Consider the following 14,591-nt stretch of genomic DNA (forward strand, 5'->3'; position numbering starts at 1 on the left):
CCGGCCCAGGCGTGTCCCGGCTGGATGTGCAGCACAAAATAATCCATCGCGTGGACCAGGTGAAGACGACGATACGATGAACGATATGTGATCGGCTCACCTTCCTTCGTTCGCCTCTTCCAGTACCGATTCCGCGTCCAGGTAGATCTGCTTCAGCTTTTCCTTGATCTCCTCGCTGGCCTCCCAGAGCCCCCGCTCGATCGCTTCCAGCAATCGGCTGGCCATCTCCCTGAGCGCGTACGGATTGCTCTCTTCGATCCACTTCCGGTTCTCCTCGTCGAACAGGAAGTGCTCCGTCAACGACTCGTACATCCACGGTTCGATGATATCCGAGGTGGCGTCCCAGCCCAGGACGTACTCGGTCAGCTTCGACAGTTCTTGTGCGCCTCGGAACCCGTGCTGCTTGAGGCCCTCGAGCCATTTGGGGTTGAGCACCCGGCTGCGGAAGACGAACTTGCTCTCCTCCTCCAGCGTCCTGGTCTTGAGACGCTGTGGATCGGAACTGTCGCCCATCACGGACAGCGGTTTCTTCCCTCCGAACACCCTGACCGTGGCGTTCATTCCACCCAGGATAGTATAATCGTCATCGATATCCAGTAGGTCGAACTCCCTGTCCTCGTGGTTCTTGACGGTGACGTCGAGGGCACCCATCCTCTGTTTGAACGAATCAGGCAACTTCTCCCCCTTCCACCCCCGCCCATAGGCGTGACATCCCCAGGTGACGTAGGTATCGGCCAGATCTTTGGTGGTGGACCACTTCGAGGACTCGATGAGGACATCTACTCCTGCCCCGTACTCGCCAGGAGGATCTCCAAAGATACGCACCAGTGCCTTTGATTGCGCGTCCTTGGGAGATAACCCTTCGCGGATCGATTGCTGAATGTCCTCCCTTAGGTGCTTGACGATGAAGTTCTCATCCTCTGATTCGTCCAGCGAGGCAATGGTCTCCACCCCCTCGTCGATCATGTCGACCAGATTAGGGAAAGTATCGCGGAACAGGCCGCTGATCCTGAGGGTCACGTCGATCCTCGGCCTGCCGAGATCCTTCAATTGGATAACTTCCAAGCCGATGACCCGGCTCCCCGTGGCGCTCCATTTCGGCCGCAGGCCCATTAGCCATAAGATATAGGCGATGTCGTCCCCGCCCGTCTTCATCGTGTCGGTCGCCCACACCACCATGCCTACGTTCATGGGATAGCACCCCATCTCCTTGACGTGGCGCTCGACCATCTGGTCGGCCATCTTTTTACCGATCTCCCAGGACGCCGGGCTGGGTATGGAATCTGGATCGATGGAGTAGAAGTTACGGCCGGTAGGCAACAGGTGTGCGTTCCCACGGGTGGGGCATCCCGATGGACCAGGGGGTACGTATCCGCCATCCAGTCCGTGCAGGAGATATCGGACCTCGTTCGAGGTAGCCATCACATTCGGGTAGACCTCATCGCACAGGAACGTCACGACCTCCGCGAGATCGGCATTGTTGCCGGGTGTAATCTCGCGCACAATCTCCTGGCATTCTGCCTTTGTAAAACCGACCCCCATCATCCTGTCGATAATATCATGGCATTGGCCGTCCACCTCGTCGAGGAGACTTCCGTTCACCTTGCCTAGCGTGGGGTGCATTTGTGACGGGTTATCCTGCAATTCCCTTATCTCCAGCCCCCTCGTCTCGGCGACCGCCGCTCTCAGCGATGGCACCGAACCGTTCTGGAGACGGGTAAGGCAGTACAGCATCTCTTCGAGCCTCTTGTCCTCGGGCGGCCGTCCCATGATGTGGAGACCGTCCTTGATCAGGGCATCCTTCATCTCCAGAAGATAATCGTAGAGCTTGTCGATCTTATTGTCAAAGTCCTCAGGGGCAGCGTCCATGGGAAGGCCGATCTCTTCGAACATGGACAGTCTCTTCACAATAGCATAGATGTTCTGATTATGGACCGCCAGCTTTTCCATCTGGCCGGTATTTGACGCTCGCAGGTAAGCTTGGACATTGGACTCTAGGTCCATCAGGTCATCATAGCTCCCCGCCCGGGTCATTGCCGGGATCAGATGGTCCAGGATGACTGCCCCACTTCTTCTTTTAGCCTGGATGCCCTCCCCTGGGTTCTCCATGATATATGGATTGAGATTGGGCATGCTTCCCAGCACAACATCGGGGTAGCATTTCGCGGACAGCCCGACGCTCTTGCCCGGGAGCCATTCCAGCGTCCCATGACAGCCCATGTGGATGACAGCTTGAGCTCCGAACACGTCCTTCAACCATCGATAGTATGCCAGGTACTGATGGGGCATCACCACATCGGTGCTGTGGTAGAGGGTCTCCGCCTGGGCGTGATACCCTCGATTCGGTTGCAGTCCAATGAAGACATTGCCGTTTTTTACTCCCGGGATCATCAGCCGGCCATCGATGTTATACAGAATTCCTGGAGGTTCTCCCCAGTTACGGCAGATGGCATCCTGAGCTTCAGTCGGGATGTTGTCGAACCAATCACGATACCGGTCTTTTCCCACCGAATCGGCAGCCCTTTCCTTGATCTCCTGGGGAGAAAGCCACTCGGTATCGTTCGTGACCCCTGCCATGATCTCATCCAGCAGCTCCTTACCATCTGATGGTACATGATCGAGATAGTAGCCTGCCTTTTCCATCTCCTTCAGGATATCAGATATGCTCTGGAAGGTGTCTAGGCCTGCAGCGCCGCCCACTCGGTCGTTCTTAGGGGGGTACATATACAGAAGTATGGCGACCTTCCTCCGGTCCACAGCGGTGCGCCTTAGCTCCGCCCATGACTTGGCCAATGTAGCGACCCTTTCGATGCGATCGGCCATGGGTATGGCCACGAGGCGGCCGTCCCTTGTCCGCTCGTTGCATGAGATGGGCACGGTAATTATCTGGCCATCATATTCGGGCCAGACCACGTTCACTGATATTTCCATGGCGCTTAGGCCGTTGATATCGCCCTCATATGCTTCTCGGTCCTTCCAGACCGACATGGTCTGAAGGATCGGTACATCAAGGTCCTGGAAGAAATTGTGCACCTCCATCCTGCTGCTTCCATCGCCGGGGTTGGATAGGGATATCTGCGAGAAGCCCATGTTCATTATGACGGAGTCGACGCGGGGGCGGTCACCATCCATGAAATATTTCTCAAATACGCTTCGGATTCCGATCGAGCCTGTTGTACTGCTCGGAGAGGTTACGAAGAACACCGGTATGACATTGGCGCCTTTCTTTTCCAGTGTCCATATGATCTCATTGATGGCTTCAAGGTTGCCGGAAAGCCAGGTGGTCTGATGGAACATCACGCCGATTGTCGGCCGGCCCGGTTTTAAGGTTGATAAATATTCGATCGGATCAATCATCGTGCCATGGTCAGGATGGTATATTCCTTCGGTACGGGGCCTTGATGGCTCCGGCACCTCGATGGAGGTCATACCGTCGATCGTCTTGCAAGCCCATGCCAGAATGCCCATATCATTCTCCTTCCCTCCGAGCTCGACGAAGGCTCTAATGAGGTGATAGTCGGCATCTGAGTAGGGGAAGAGATCACGATATTGGGAGGCGACATCATTCTCGTTGCAAGCAACGAGGCAACATACCTTGTTAGCAAGGACGGTTTCTTTCAAACGATCGAATTTTTTGAAATAGGACGGGTCTCCATGAATGCGGACGATCAGCAGGTCCGCCTTTTTTACAATTTTTTGGAAAGAAAGAAACTCCTTTTCCTTGGAATCCAAATCCTCGGAGTCAACACAGACCAACTGGACCTGACCGGCTTTAGGTAAAAAATCCTCCAATGCCGATAGCATCACGGCACTATCTTTCGTTCCTGCAGACAGATTGACGACTAACGCGCCTCATCCCCCCATTTCGAAAACCAGAAATTGCTATCAAGGGTGCCAGACGAATTCGGTTGTGTACTGTTCGGTCTGATCATCGAACGATGATAGCAAGGTCGGTTCTTTGTTGGATATATACTCCAACATGATAAATATATTGGATGATATCTCCTTTAAATGGTGTCGCATTATGACACTACCACGAACGCGCATGGTAAGGCCCAAGGGGCAGAGTGAGGGAAGATGTCAAGCAACGGGCGATCAGAGGTGGTGGTGGAGGATCTCATTAAGGAGTATCAGCCGGCTCTAGGGAACGCGAGGAAGGCCGACCCAGTACGGGCTGTGAATGGCATCAGCTTTAGGATCGAGCGGGGCCAGATCTACGGTTTGCTGGGACCGAACGGCGCCGGGAAAACTACCACCATTAAGGTCATCTCGACCCTCCTAACCCCGACATCCGGGAATGTATCTCTCTTCGGGATGGACGTTGTCAACGACTACCGCGAGATCAGGGAAAGGATAAACCTGGTGTCCGGAGGCGAGAGAGGACTCTACTACAGGGTATCGGGGAGGCAGAACCTCCGGTTCTTCGCCGATCTTTACCGCCTGCCTCGGGCAACGAGGGACCTCAGGGTGGATGAGCTGCTGAATCGGGTGGGCCTAGAGAGATCAGCCGACAAGAAGGTCGAGGAATACTCGCGGGGGATGAAACAAAGGTTGCACATCGCCCGCGGATTGATCAACGATCCCGATGTGCTCCTGCTCGATGAGCCGACGATCGGACTGGATCCGGAGATCGCTCATGAGGTCCGCCTGCTTGTCGATGAGCTTAGGCGAGAAGGCAAAACAATCCTTCTGACGACCCACTACATGCGGGAGGCGGAGGAGCTTTGCGACAGCATTGGTATAATCTCCAAGGGAAGGATGGTGGGCAAAGGCACGGTATCGGAGCTCAAGGACCTCATCAAGGATGCGACCGTCATAGAGATAGTCGCGCGTGACATTCCCTCCCGGTCGGTCGAGAGGGTCAGGCAGATGGATGGAATAATCGACGTCTCGGTTCGCGCCGATCAGTCCCAATGCATCATGAGATTGCGGGCGGACCATGGGGATGTGAACATTCCGGCCATCATCTCCAGGCTGGACGGATGTCACATCAAAAGGATAAGCAACGAGGAGCCGACCCTGGAAGATGCTTACTTGGGCCTGGTGAGACAAGTTGATTAACCCCCGGGCCATCAGCCAGGGCTTCGTCCAACAGGCCCTGACGTTCCTTGCCGATCCCCAGTGGATCATTCCCAGCATCGTCGCTCCCTTCACCTTTACCATGGTCACGTTGATGATCTACCCCGAGAAGAGCGGGCTGGTGGTGCTATATGCCATCCTGGGAGGGGGCATTCTCGGCATGTGGGGCAATATGATCCGGTCCTCGGGATTCAGCATTACGTACGACCGGGTGATAGGGACCCTGGAACCCCTCATGATGACCCCCACCCCGATCATAAACATAGTGGCAGGGCGAGCGCTCTGGAACACGTTCATCGGCCTGTTGAATGCCGGCCTCATCTTCATCCTGGCCATATTGGCCTTCAATGTTGAGGTCAGCCTGTCGGACCCCGTGTTATTCTTTTTATCGCTGGTGATCACCTTGTTGTCGCTGGGAGCTATCGGGGTGCTCCTGTCTGCGCTCTTCGTTCTCACCCGAGCCTCTGGTACCCTCGTCCAGATAATTGAACTCCCGGTGTTCGTGATCAGTGGGGCCCTCATACCGATATCGGAACTCCCAGAATGGACATGGCCGCTATCGATGATCCTCCCCCCGACCTGGAGCGTTGACGCCCTACAGGTTTCCAGCGGTCTGATGAGCGGAAATCCGGTTGGCTTGGGAGTGGTTGGAGACCTCATCGTGGCATCGATCCTCGGGGCGTGCTACATGCTCGTGGCGATCGCTCTGTTCAGCCGCCTAGATAGCAAGGCCCGGGCAAGTGGGCAGTTGGGGATGTGGTGAACTATGGGCATCGGGCACTATCTGCCGGTAATGAGGGGCGCATCGATGGTATCGATGCGCTCATACTTTACCACCGTCCCGAAATGGCTATGGGCGGTCCAATTGCTGGTGATGAGCATAAGTCAGATGGCCTTCTTCGTCTACGTTACTCAGGTCTCGGGGACAGCGAAGATGACAGTGGACCAGGTCGCCCTGGGCAATGCTCTTCAAACGGTATCATATTCCGCCGTGTTCAGCATCTGCAGCATACCCGGCGAGGAGAAGCATGCCGGGACCCTGCCGCTCATAATGATGACCCCGAGCAGGATATTCACCGTGGTCCTGGGAGAATCCCTCTTCCAAATAGTGACTGGAATAATAACCGTGGCCTTTTCACTCCTCATCGCCGCGACGTTCTTTGGCGTGAGCTTCGCCCAGGTAAACCTCTTGGCCGTTTGTGCCGTGATTTTGGTCACATGCTTCGCGATGGCCGGTTTCGGCCTGATGCTGGGCAGCTTTGGGATCTATCTGCGGTCATCCACGCTGTTGGCCAGCCTCTTCATGTACGTGGGTCTGGTCTTCTGCGGAGTGAATTTTCCAATAGATCAATTGCCCAGCTTCCTCCAGCCGATATCATATGTCCTTCCGTTATCATACGGGGTCAGGTCTCTATCACTGGCGGTCAGCGGATCGAATGTACTGTCCATCCTCCCCAGCCTTATCGCAATGGTCGTCATAGGATTCATTATGATATTGATCGGAATGGCGATGTTCTACGTCTTCGAAAAGATGGCGAGAAGCAAAGGCACGACCGAGATATTCTGACCTGGGGCTCGACGAAAATTTCACCGTTCCGTCTGAACCTTGATATCTGCGACGGCAACGATCTCTCTACCAGAGTAAAAAAATGAGCGGTCCGCCCGGAGGCGGGCCGCTTCCCCTAGGGGTAAAGACCTAGCATTGCACCAGCGGCGCTCGTTCAGGAGTACACCTGGAAGAACGCATTGACGTCCACCGAATCAGGGTTGGCCACCGAGGTGAAGTGCTTCAGGTAGTAGTGGAACAAGGTGCCGTAGTCATCCACACCGTTGTCCAGGTTCGGATACAAGGTATCCTGATAGAACACCACCTCGATCACGTACATCGGTCCGTTGCCTGCCTCCCTCGCCATCCCCAGGATGTGCGGGTTGTAGGCGGTCCCGTTGTACCGGTTGTCGTCGTTCACCATGTACGAACGCAGCTTGCTCACCGCGCTCTCGTTCCCACCGTACCGGAAGCCGGCGTGGTTGTTGTCCACGTAGTAGGCCGCGTTGAGGCCGATGATGTGCTCTACCGACACGGTCTGGTACATGTCGGTCAGTCCTGGATCGCGCTGACCGATGCTGTCCGCCCCGGCGGTCTCGGCGTGGATGTTGTTGATGTTGTTCTTGCCGGTGATGCTGATGTCCGAGGTCTTGTCGTTGGGGGAGGTCCTCGACATGAGGAAGGTCTGCTTCTCGCTGGCGGCCAGGGTCGCCGATGCCGCGGTCACCTTGGAGATGATACCATCATGCCAGGCGAGGTACGAGTAAGCACGGTCCATATCTCCCTGGATAAGGTAGGAGATCATCAGCAGAGTACGGTCCATGTTCTCGTTGGGCTGGTTCACTCCCGCCTGGTCGGCACAGGTAAGGAACATGACGTCGATGCCCTGGGGGTTTAGCTTCGATTCCAGAACATCATCCACGCCGCTGTTGAAGTAGCCGATGATGTAGACATCGATGCCAGCCTTGATAATGGCCTCGTAGTCCGGGTCGTTGGGCTCTCCGAAGCTCGGTATGCTCGCATAGGCCGGGTTGAAAGCCACATAGTTCTTGGTGATGAAATTGTCGGCGATGGCGATCTTGCTCGTGGCGTTGGCCACCTCGACCGCCTGCGCTCCGCTGCAGTACGCGGTGGCGATCTTGTTCACTGGCCAGTGGACGACGGCGATCTTGTTGTAGTTGTTGATGTAGAAGACCTCCATGTCGTCGCCGTTGATGATCTTCTTGAGATAACCGACATCGTTCTGGTCGACGATCCCATCGCAGTTGGCATCGGCCAGGGTCGTCGAGGAGTTCTTGCCGTCGATGATCCCCTGGAGATAGGTCACATCCGCGTCATTGATGTAATCATCCTCGTTCGCGTTCCCGTACACCCAAAGGCGCGATGACGCGCTGGGGTACTCGCTCTCGATCAAGTGCTTGCCCTGAACGGCCCCGCTGTTGGAGGAGCTCTTGGCATTCTTCATGAGGAACATTGCCCCCACTCCTGCCACGATGATCACCGCCACCAGGGCTATTGCTATCACTTTCTTGCTCATTCGTATCCCTCTAGTCTTTCCTTCGATTGATATTGATCTTCCAGCGTCGATAACAGAATGATGTGGGGGCGTCTCTCGACCTCTATCAGTTGAGACCTGACGCCGTACACGTCCATGATGCTCCTCTCAGTCATGACCTCCGCCGCGGTCCCATCGGAATGGATCTTCCCCTCGGACATCATGAGGATCCTGTCGGCATACCGCGCGGTGATGTTCAGGTCATGGCACACCATCAGGATGGTGATCCCTCTCTCCCGCGTTAGGCGCCGGAGAAGCTCCATCACCTCCATCTGATGCCTGACGTCCAGGTTTGAGGTCGGCTCGTCCAGTATCAGGAGGTCCGGCTCCTGGGCCAGGCCCCGGGCGATCATGACCCTCTGATGCTGCCCTGCGCTCAGCTCGTTGAAATCACGCATCATGTATTCCTCCAGACCCATGGTCCTGATGGTCTCCTCGACCACCTCGAGGTCGTGATCGGAGGTCGTCCAACCCGCCCGGGGATGACGGCCCATTAGCACTGTGTCCATGACGCTCATGGGAAAGGTGTCCCCGGACGAGTTCGGAACATAGCCGATGCGGACCGCCAGTTCCCTGAGGGTCATGTCGTTGATGTCCGTGCCATCGAGGGTCACCCTGCCACTGAGGGGGCGGAGGAGGCGGTTAACGCACCGGGCCAGTGTCGTCTTGCCGACCCCGTTGGGGCCGATGATGCAGGTCAGATTGGGCTCGCTCAGCTCGAAACTGACGCCCTTGAGGACCTCGGTCGCACCATAGCTGAATGATATGTTCTCGACCTTCAGGTCCACGCTCACCACGCCTCCTTCCGATTCTTCAGGATAAGGTACATGAAAAGCGGGCCGCCGATGCACGCGGTGATCACCCCGACCGGCAGCATCGTGGGCGAAACGACAGTGCGGGCGACGAGATCGGAGACTATCAGCATGGCGGACCCGAAGATGGCCGATCCAGGAATGAGGAACTTGTTGTCCGAGCCCATTACTATGCGGACGATGTGCGGGCAAACCAGCCCGACGAAGCCGATGATGCCGGTGAAGCTCACGATCGACGCGGCCATGAGGGTGATGACCAGGAGACAGATCAGCCTCCTGCGCTCCACGTTCACCCCCAGGGACTTGGCGCTCTCGTCTCCGATGCTCATGATATTGAGCTGGTTCGCGAGATATTGCAGATAGACGGAACCGAGGATCACCACCACGGTCATGATCGGCAGGTTCTCCCAGCTCACCTTGCTCAGCGAGCCGATGGTCCAGGTATAGACGGCGGCCAGATCATCAGGGGTGGCCAGCAACATCAGGAGCGAGGTGATGGCGCTGAAGATGTACATCAGCGATATGCCGCAGAGGATCATCATTGTGGGTGATGCTCTTCTCACCTGGCTCAGGATGAGGACGACCATCGCCGGGATAATGGCGAAGATGAAGGCGTTGGTGACGATGCCCGCTCCTGCGAACAGCTCGAATCCCAGGATGATGGCGATCGCCGCTCCCAATCCGGCGCCTGAGGATATGCCCATTGTGTAAGGGTCGGCCAGAGGGTTCTTCATCATGCTCTGCATGGCCGCTCCGCAGGCCGCTAGGCCAAAGCCGCATACGATAGCTCCGGCGATGCGGGGAAGACGCAGCTGGAGAACGATGTAGGCTGCCTGGGGATCGACCTGCCCCCACCCCGTGAATTGCTTCCAGATGATGGCGTAGACATCACCAACCGCAATCGGGTACGAGCCGATGGTGGCCGAGTACCCTCCCGTGAGGATGACCACGAACACGCAGAACAGCATGAAGGCCAGCTTCTTCACCACGCTCTTGCGGTACGCCACCTGGAGAGCGGACCTCTCCTTCGTTCGAGCGTTCTCCAAGGATTCCATGGTAAGCGACCTCAAGATGCTGTTGGCCTTAGTAATACGAATTTACAATTCGTATGCATACGCTCTATAAATTAATATTGTCGGAATAAGGAAACCACGACCTGGCGGCCGCATCCAGCATTCGCTACGGTCGCATTCAGAAGGCCTTCCGGAGCGGTGTGATCACTTCTCGGCGACGACGATGAAGGAGCGAGGCAGCGAGATCGCCTCCCCGTCGATCGATTGCTGGAACGGGTCCATGCCCTGCATGTCGACGAGGACGAGCCTCGCCCCCAGCTCCACCAGGGCGCTCATGTCCCACTGGGGCCGTCTCTCCCTGCTCAGGGGGAGATCCCTGGCGATTTCCTTGATGATGTTGGTATCCACCCCGTCCAGGTAGCGGTGGTCGCCTCCCTTCCTCATGCCTTCCTCCAGGGCGTAAGCCTGGTCGTACAGGTGCAGGTAGTGGTTGCCGTCGAAGACTATCATGCGCCCGCCGGGACGAAGGACCCTCAGCCATTCGCGGTACGCTTGACGGGGCTTCTCCAGGTCCCACACCAGGTTCCGGGAGAGGATCAGGTCAAAGGTGTTGTCGGGGAAGGCCAAATCCTGAGCGTCCATGCGGCGAAAGGTCGCAGTGACCCCGAACTCCTGGCAATTCTTCCTCGCCATATCCAGCATGGCCTCGGTGTAGTCGACGGCGGTAATCCGGTGCCCCTCCCGCCCCATGAGGATGGGGAAGAACCCCGGCCCGGTGCCGATGTCGAGCACCTCGAGGGCCCCCTCGGAGGTCGCATGCCTCTTGATGACGCCCATCCACCGGCCCCAATCCTCCGACCCCAGGTCATCCAGGATCGAGCGGGAGTAGCCATCGGCCCTCATTGTCCAGTAGTCCCTGATGGCCTCGAGATGCCTCAGCTCGCCCTCTTCTTGGCAGGGGATCGAGCCCGGGAGGTAGGAACGATCAGGCTCCCGGGCTCCGGTTCGATCCATCTGTTCGGAGCTGTTGCGAGGATCAAGCGGACCTGACACCGGGCTTCACCCCCATGACCATGAAGTGGTCGTTGGTGCTCCCGTACGCAAGGTGCCTCACGCCATGGAGGACCCGGTCCTGGATATTATGGATGACCCGGACGTCCCCGAAGCCGGCCGCGCGCATCATGTCCACGTCCGTCGATGGCCTGGAGGCCCGCGTCGACCAAAGCTCGTCCATGGCCTTCTCTGCTTCCACCCCCCGCCCCCTCGTCCTCAGATACTTGGGCGGGGAGTCCAGGAACACCCCCATGTTCGAAAGCCGGACCCTCCACCAGGTGCTGCGGGGATCGGACCTCCAGTTGCCGTCAACGTAGACGACCGTGCTTCCTGGTCGCACCACGCGGTACCATTCCCTTAACGCCCGCTCGGGATGGGGCAGGGTCCAGAGGACATAGTCGCTGATAAGCGCGTCGAAGGCGTTGTCATCGAAGGGGAGGGCCTCCGCATCCCCATGACGGATGTCGATGCTCAGCCCGTTGTCCGCGGCGTTCTTCCTGGCGGCCTCCAGCATTTTCTCGGAGAAGTCGAGGGAGGTGACACGGTGGCCCATGTCCGCCAGCTGCATGGACACGATCCCCGGGCCACAGCCGACGTCGAGGACGCTCAGCCCCCGGGGGCCGATGACTTCGGCGAAGAGACCCTGCCATGCTCTCCTCTCGCGATGTATGGAGAATCCCTTGGTGACGAACTCGTTGTAGCTCCGGCTATCGGCGTCCCAATGTTCCCTGATTCTCTCGTTCATCCTGCGGAGGGATGCGTAACACGATATTTAAAATGGTGTTACGAAGACTTGGAAGGTATCCATCGTCCGATACCAGTACGTTCCGGGACGAAATGCCTGGGAGCGGGAATCGTCGATCACGAGCGAGAGATCACAAACTCTTCCGAACGAACACGATGCCGTGGCTGAGCAGGTTGGCCTCGGCCAGCGCGACATTCTCCATAGTGATCTGCTCACCCACGATGTTGGTGAGCACCGCGCTGTTGCCATGCATCACGATCCTGGTGGCGCCGTTCATGATCTCGATGATCTTCCCGTCATCGTTGAGGAACACCGTCGACTCGCACATGGACGATAAATCGCCGGATGCGATATTAAGGAGATCGCCTCACAGCGTCCTCTGCTTTCCCCGCGGTTGCTTACGGCAGCGCGGCTTGGGCAGCGCATCGTGGAAGATGTACTTGACCGGGATGCGCTGGGTGGTGCCCATCTTGTAGGGGCAGGAGGTGCACCGGTAGCCAAGAATGACGGAACCACCGTAGATGGTCTCGTTGCGGATCTTGCGCATGCGGGAGTCGCACACCGGGCACCGGCCTCCTTTGACTCTCACGCCAGTGTCGCGGGTCTCCACCTCCACCGTCACCAGACCGGACTGGATGGCAAGACGGCGGACCCGTTCCTCGGTGACCTTGTAGTCCTTGTCGATGCATCCGAGCTTCTCGCGCACGAATCGGGCGAGCAAGCGCTGGGAGCCGATCGCGCCGTGCTCACGAAGCACATCGGCAATGGCTACCGCTAGCATCTCGGCATTCGGGACGCGATAGCTCATGCCACATCATCGCGTGGCACCTTAATGATGGTTGCTATTGTCGGCTACCTCATCAGCTCCGCCAGCACGCTTTTCGTATGCTCTCTCGCCAACGACAGCGCATCCGCGGCCAGAGGGCCCCACATGCCGGTGACAGCGAAGTGCAGGAGATCCGGACGCACGTGGAGACCGCGCGCGGTAGCTATGTCCCGCATCTTGGATGCGGCGTTCTTGTCCCCCTTCCCTACCATCTCCAGCTGGTGCTTTCTCTTGGCGTCCTCCTTGGACAGGGGGCCGACGGTGTCGAACATGATGATCGGCTTCGACCTCCAGTACTCCACATTCAGCGTCTCGAGGAACTTTGCCGTCCCCTTGGTCATCTTCATCCCCCGGGTCGGCGAGCCGATGAACATGACGTCGCCCATCGGGCTCTCCGCTCCGTCCTTCAGGAAAACCAGCTCGACCTCATGTCCCTCGGCCATCAGCTCGGCGGCGATAGCCTCGGCAACCTGCTTGGTGTTGCCGTTCACGGTGTCGTATGCGACAATGCCCTTCATGCGCCCTCCTCTAATCCTAACTCACGAGATATACCGTCCCCGCCCGGTATAACCGTGAGCTCGGCACAGCGCATATCTACCGGCCGCTCCAAATCATCGGCGAGGGACAGCATGGCGGTTAAGGTCATCATCATGGGCGCGGCAGGGCGGGATTTTCACAACTTCAACACATACTTCAGGAACAACGCGGGATACGAGGTGGTGGCCTTCACCGCCGCGCAGATACCGGACATCGAGGGGCGCCGATACCCGAGGAAGCTGGCCGGAGAGCGGTACCCAGAAGGCATCCCTATCGTGGCCGAGGGCGAGCTGCCCTCGCTCATCCGCGAGCACGGGGTGGAGCAGGTGGTCCTCGCGTACTCCGACCTCTCGTACGACGAGGTTATGCACAAGGCCTCGCTGGTACTCGCCAACGAGGCTGATTTCCGCCTCATGGGCAACCCCCACATCATGCTCGGGTCCAGCGTTCCGGTGGTGAGCGTGTGTGCGGTCCGCACCGGCTCGGGGAAGTCGCCAACAACGCGGAAGGTGTGCCGCATCCTGAGGGGCAGAGGGCTTAAGGTCGTCGCGGTCCGCCATCCCATGCCATACGGAGATCTGTGCCAGCAGATCGCGCAGCGCTACGCGTCGTACGAGGACCTCGACCGCTACGAGACGACGATCGAGGAACGGGAGGAATACGAACCGCTGATCGATAATGGCATAATAGTGTACGCCGGGGTCGATTACGAAGCGATCCTGAGGGAAGCGGAGCGGGAGGCGGACGTCATCGTGTGGGACGGCGGGAATAATGACCTGCCGTTCTACAGAAGTGACCTCAAGATCGTGATCGCCGACCCCCATCGCCCGGGCCACGAATCGTCGTACTATCCGGGCGAGGTGAATGTGCGCACCGCGGACGTCATCGTCGTCAACAAGGTGCAGACCGCTGACAGGAGCGCCATACTCCGGGTCAAGGAGAACTGCAAACGCCTTAACCCTCGGGCAACGATAATCGAGGCCGCCTCGCCGATCTCGGTCGACCGGCCGGCGGAAGTGCGTGGGAGGAGGGCGCTGGTGGTGGAGGACGGCCCCACAGTGACCCATGGAGGGATGGCCTTCGGCGCCGGGCTCATCGCCGCCGAGGACAACGGGGCGATCATATGCGATCCGAGACCCAGCGCGGTCGGGTCCATCCGCAAGACCTTGGACAGGTTCCCGCACATCTCCCGAGTGCTGCCGGCGATGGGTTACTCTCCGGAACAGGTCAAGGAGCTGGAAGAGACGATAAACAACGCCGATTGCGAGGTAGTGGTAACCGGTACGCCCATCGACCTGCGCCGGGTGCTCCGGGTGACCAAACCCATCGTCCGGGCCCGGTACGAGGTGGCAGAGATCGGGCGGCCAGGCCTCGAAGAGATATTGACGGAATGGTGGGGCCGCATGGTCGGGAGGGAATGATCAT

At 58.0% G+C, this 14,591-nt stretch carries 13 protein-coding genes; 4 read left to right on the plus strand and 9 right to left on the minus strand.

Annotation, left to right across the window (positions count from 1 at the left end; all coding sequences use genetic code 11):
• Positions 1 to 96: 96 nt before the first annotated feature.
• The gene (gene cobN / locus SA339_02370) at positions 97 to 3,834 is read right to left on the minus strand and encodes a cobaltochelatase subunit CobN (protein MDW5562044.1); all 3,738 of its coding nucleotides are present in this window, start codon (positions 3,832 to 3,834) and stop codon (positions 97 to 99) included.
• 243 nt (positions 3,835 to 4,077) lie between these two features.
• On the opposite strand from cobN, the gene SA339_02375 reads away from it, so the two are divergent.
• From SA339_02375 to SA339_02385, 3 genes are all read left to right on the plus strand, one after another.
• The gene (locus tag SA339_02375; protein ID MDW5562045.1) at positions 4,078 to 5,061 is read left to right on the plus strand and encodes an ABC transporter ATP-binding protein; all 984 of its coding nucleotides are present in this window, start codon (positions 4,078 to 4,080) and stop codon (positions 5,059 to 5,061) included.
• Entirely contained in the window at positions 5,054 to 5,842 is a 789-nt protein-coding gene (locus SA339_02380; GenBank protein MDW5562046.1) for an ABC transporter permease, read from the plus strand. The genes SA339_02375 and SA339_02380 overlap by 8 nt, the downstream gene beginning before the upstream one ends.
• A 111-nt stretch (positions 5,843 to 5,953) precedes the next feature.
• The gene (locus SA339_02385; GenBank protein MDW5562047.1) at positions 5,954 to 6,646 is read left to right on the plus strand and encodes an ABC transporter permease; all 693 of its coding nucleotides are present in this window, start codon (positions 5,954 to 5,956) and stop codon (positions 6,644 to 6,646) included.
• 154 nt (positions 6,647 to 6,800) lie between these two features.
• Here SA339_02385 and SA339_02390 read toward each other — a convergent pair whose 3' ends face one another.
• The 8 genes from SA339_02390 to SA339_02425 form a co-directional block, all read right to left on the minus strand.
• Positions 6,801 to 8,162: an ABC transporter substrate-binding protein gene (locus tag SA339_02390; protein MDW5562048.1), complete on the minus strand. Its 1,362-nt coding sequence runs from the start codon at positions 8,160 to 8,162 to the stop codon at positions 6,801 to 6,803.
• Positions 8,159 to 8,974 (minus strand): ABC transporter ATP-binding protein, encoded by an 816-nt coding sequence (locus tag SA339_02395; protein MDW5562049.1) that lies wholly within the window; start codon positions 8,972 to 8,974, stop codon positions 8,159 to 8,161. The genes SA339_02390 and SA339_02395 overlap by 4 nt, the downstream gene beginning before the upstream one ends.
• The gene (locus SA339_02400) at positions 8,971 to 10,047 is read right to left on the minus strand and encodes an iron ABC transporter permease (protein ID MDW5562050.1); all 1,077 of its coding nucleotides are present in this window, start codon (positions 10,045 to 10,047) and stop codon (positions 8,971 to 8,973) included. The genes SA339_02395 and SA339_02400 overlap by 4 nt, the downstream gene beginning before the upstream one ends.
• A 162-nt stretch (positions 10,048 to 10,209) precedes the next feature.
• Positions 10,210 to 11,058 (minus strand): class I SAM-dependent methyltransferase, encoded by an 849-nt coding sequence (locus tag SA339_02405; protein ID MDW5562051.1) that lies wholly within the window; start codon positions 11,056 to 11,058, stop codon positions 10,210 to 10,212.
• The gene (locus SA339_02410) at positions 11,042 to 11,803 is read right to left on the minus strand and encodes a class I SAM-dependent methyltransferase (protein ID MDW5562052.1); all 762 of its coding nucleotides are present in this window, start codon (positions 11,801 to 11,803) and stop codon (positions 11,042 to 11,044) included. Before SA339_02410 ends, SA339_02405 begins: the two co-directional genes overlap by 17 nt.
• Before the next feature lie 130 nt (positions 11,804 to 11,933).
• Positions 11,934 to 12,131 carry a CooT family nickel-binding protein gene (locus SA339_02415; GenBank protein ID MDW5562053.1) on the minus strand — a complete coding sequence of 66 codons (198 nt, stop codon included), beginning with the start codon at positions 12,129 to 12,131 and terminating at the stop codon, positions 11,934 to 11,936.
• A 39-nt stretch (positions 12,132 to 12,170) separates the two neighbouring features.
• The gene (locus SA339_02420; protein ID MDW5562054.1) at positions 12,171 to 12,611 is read right to left on the minus strand and encodes a hypothetical protein; all 441 of its coding nucleotides are present in this window, start codon (positions 12,609 to 12,611) and stop codon (positions 12,171 to 12,173) included.
• Positions 12,612 to 12,655: 44 nt separating this feature from the next.
• Positions 12,656 to 13,147: a flavodoxin domain-containing protein gene (locus SA339_02425; GenBank protein MDW5562055.1), complete on the minus strand. Its 492-nt coding sequence runs from the start codon at positions 13,145 to 13,147 to the stop codon at positions 12,656 to 12,658.
• A gap of 54 nt (positions 13,148 to 13,201) precedes the next feature.
• Between SA339_02425 and SA339_02430 the strand changes: the two genes are divergently transcribed.
• On the plus strand, positions 13,202 to 14,587 hold the full coding sequence (locus SA339_02430) for a cyclic 2,3-diphosphoglycerate synthase (GenBank protein MDW5562056.1): 1,386 nt from the start codon (positions 13,202 to 13,204) through the stop codon (positions 14,585 to 14,587).
• Positions 14,588 to 14,591: the final 4 nt, after the last annotated feature.

Source organism: Methanomassiliicoccus sp. (assembly GCA_033485155.1).
GTDB lineage: Archaea > Thermoplasmatota > Thermoplasmata > Methanomassiliicoccales > Methanomassiliicoccaceae > UBA6.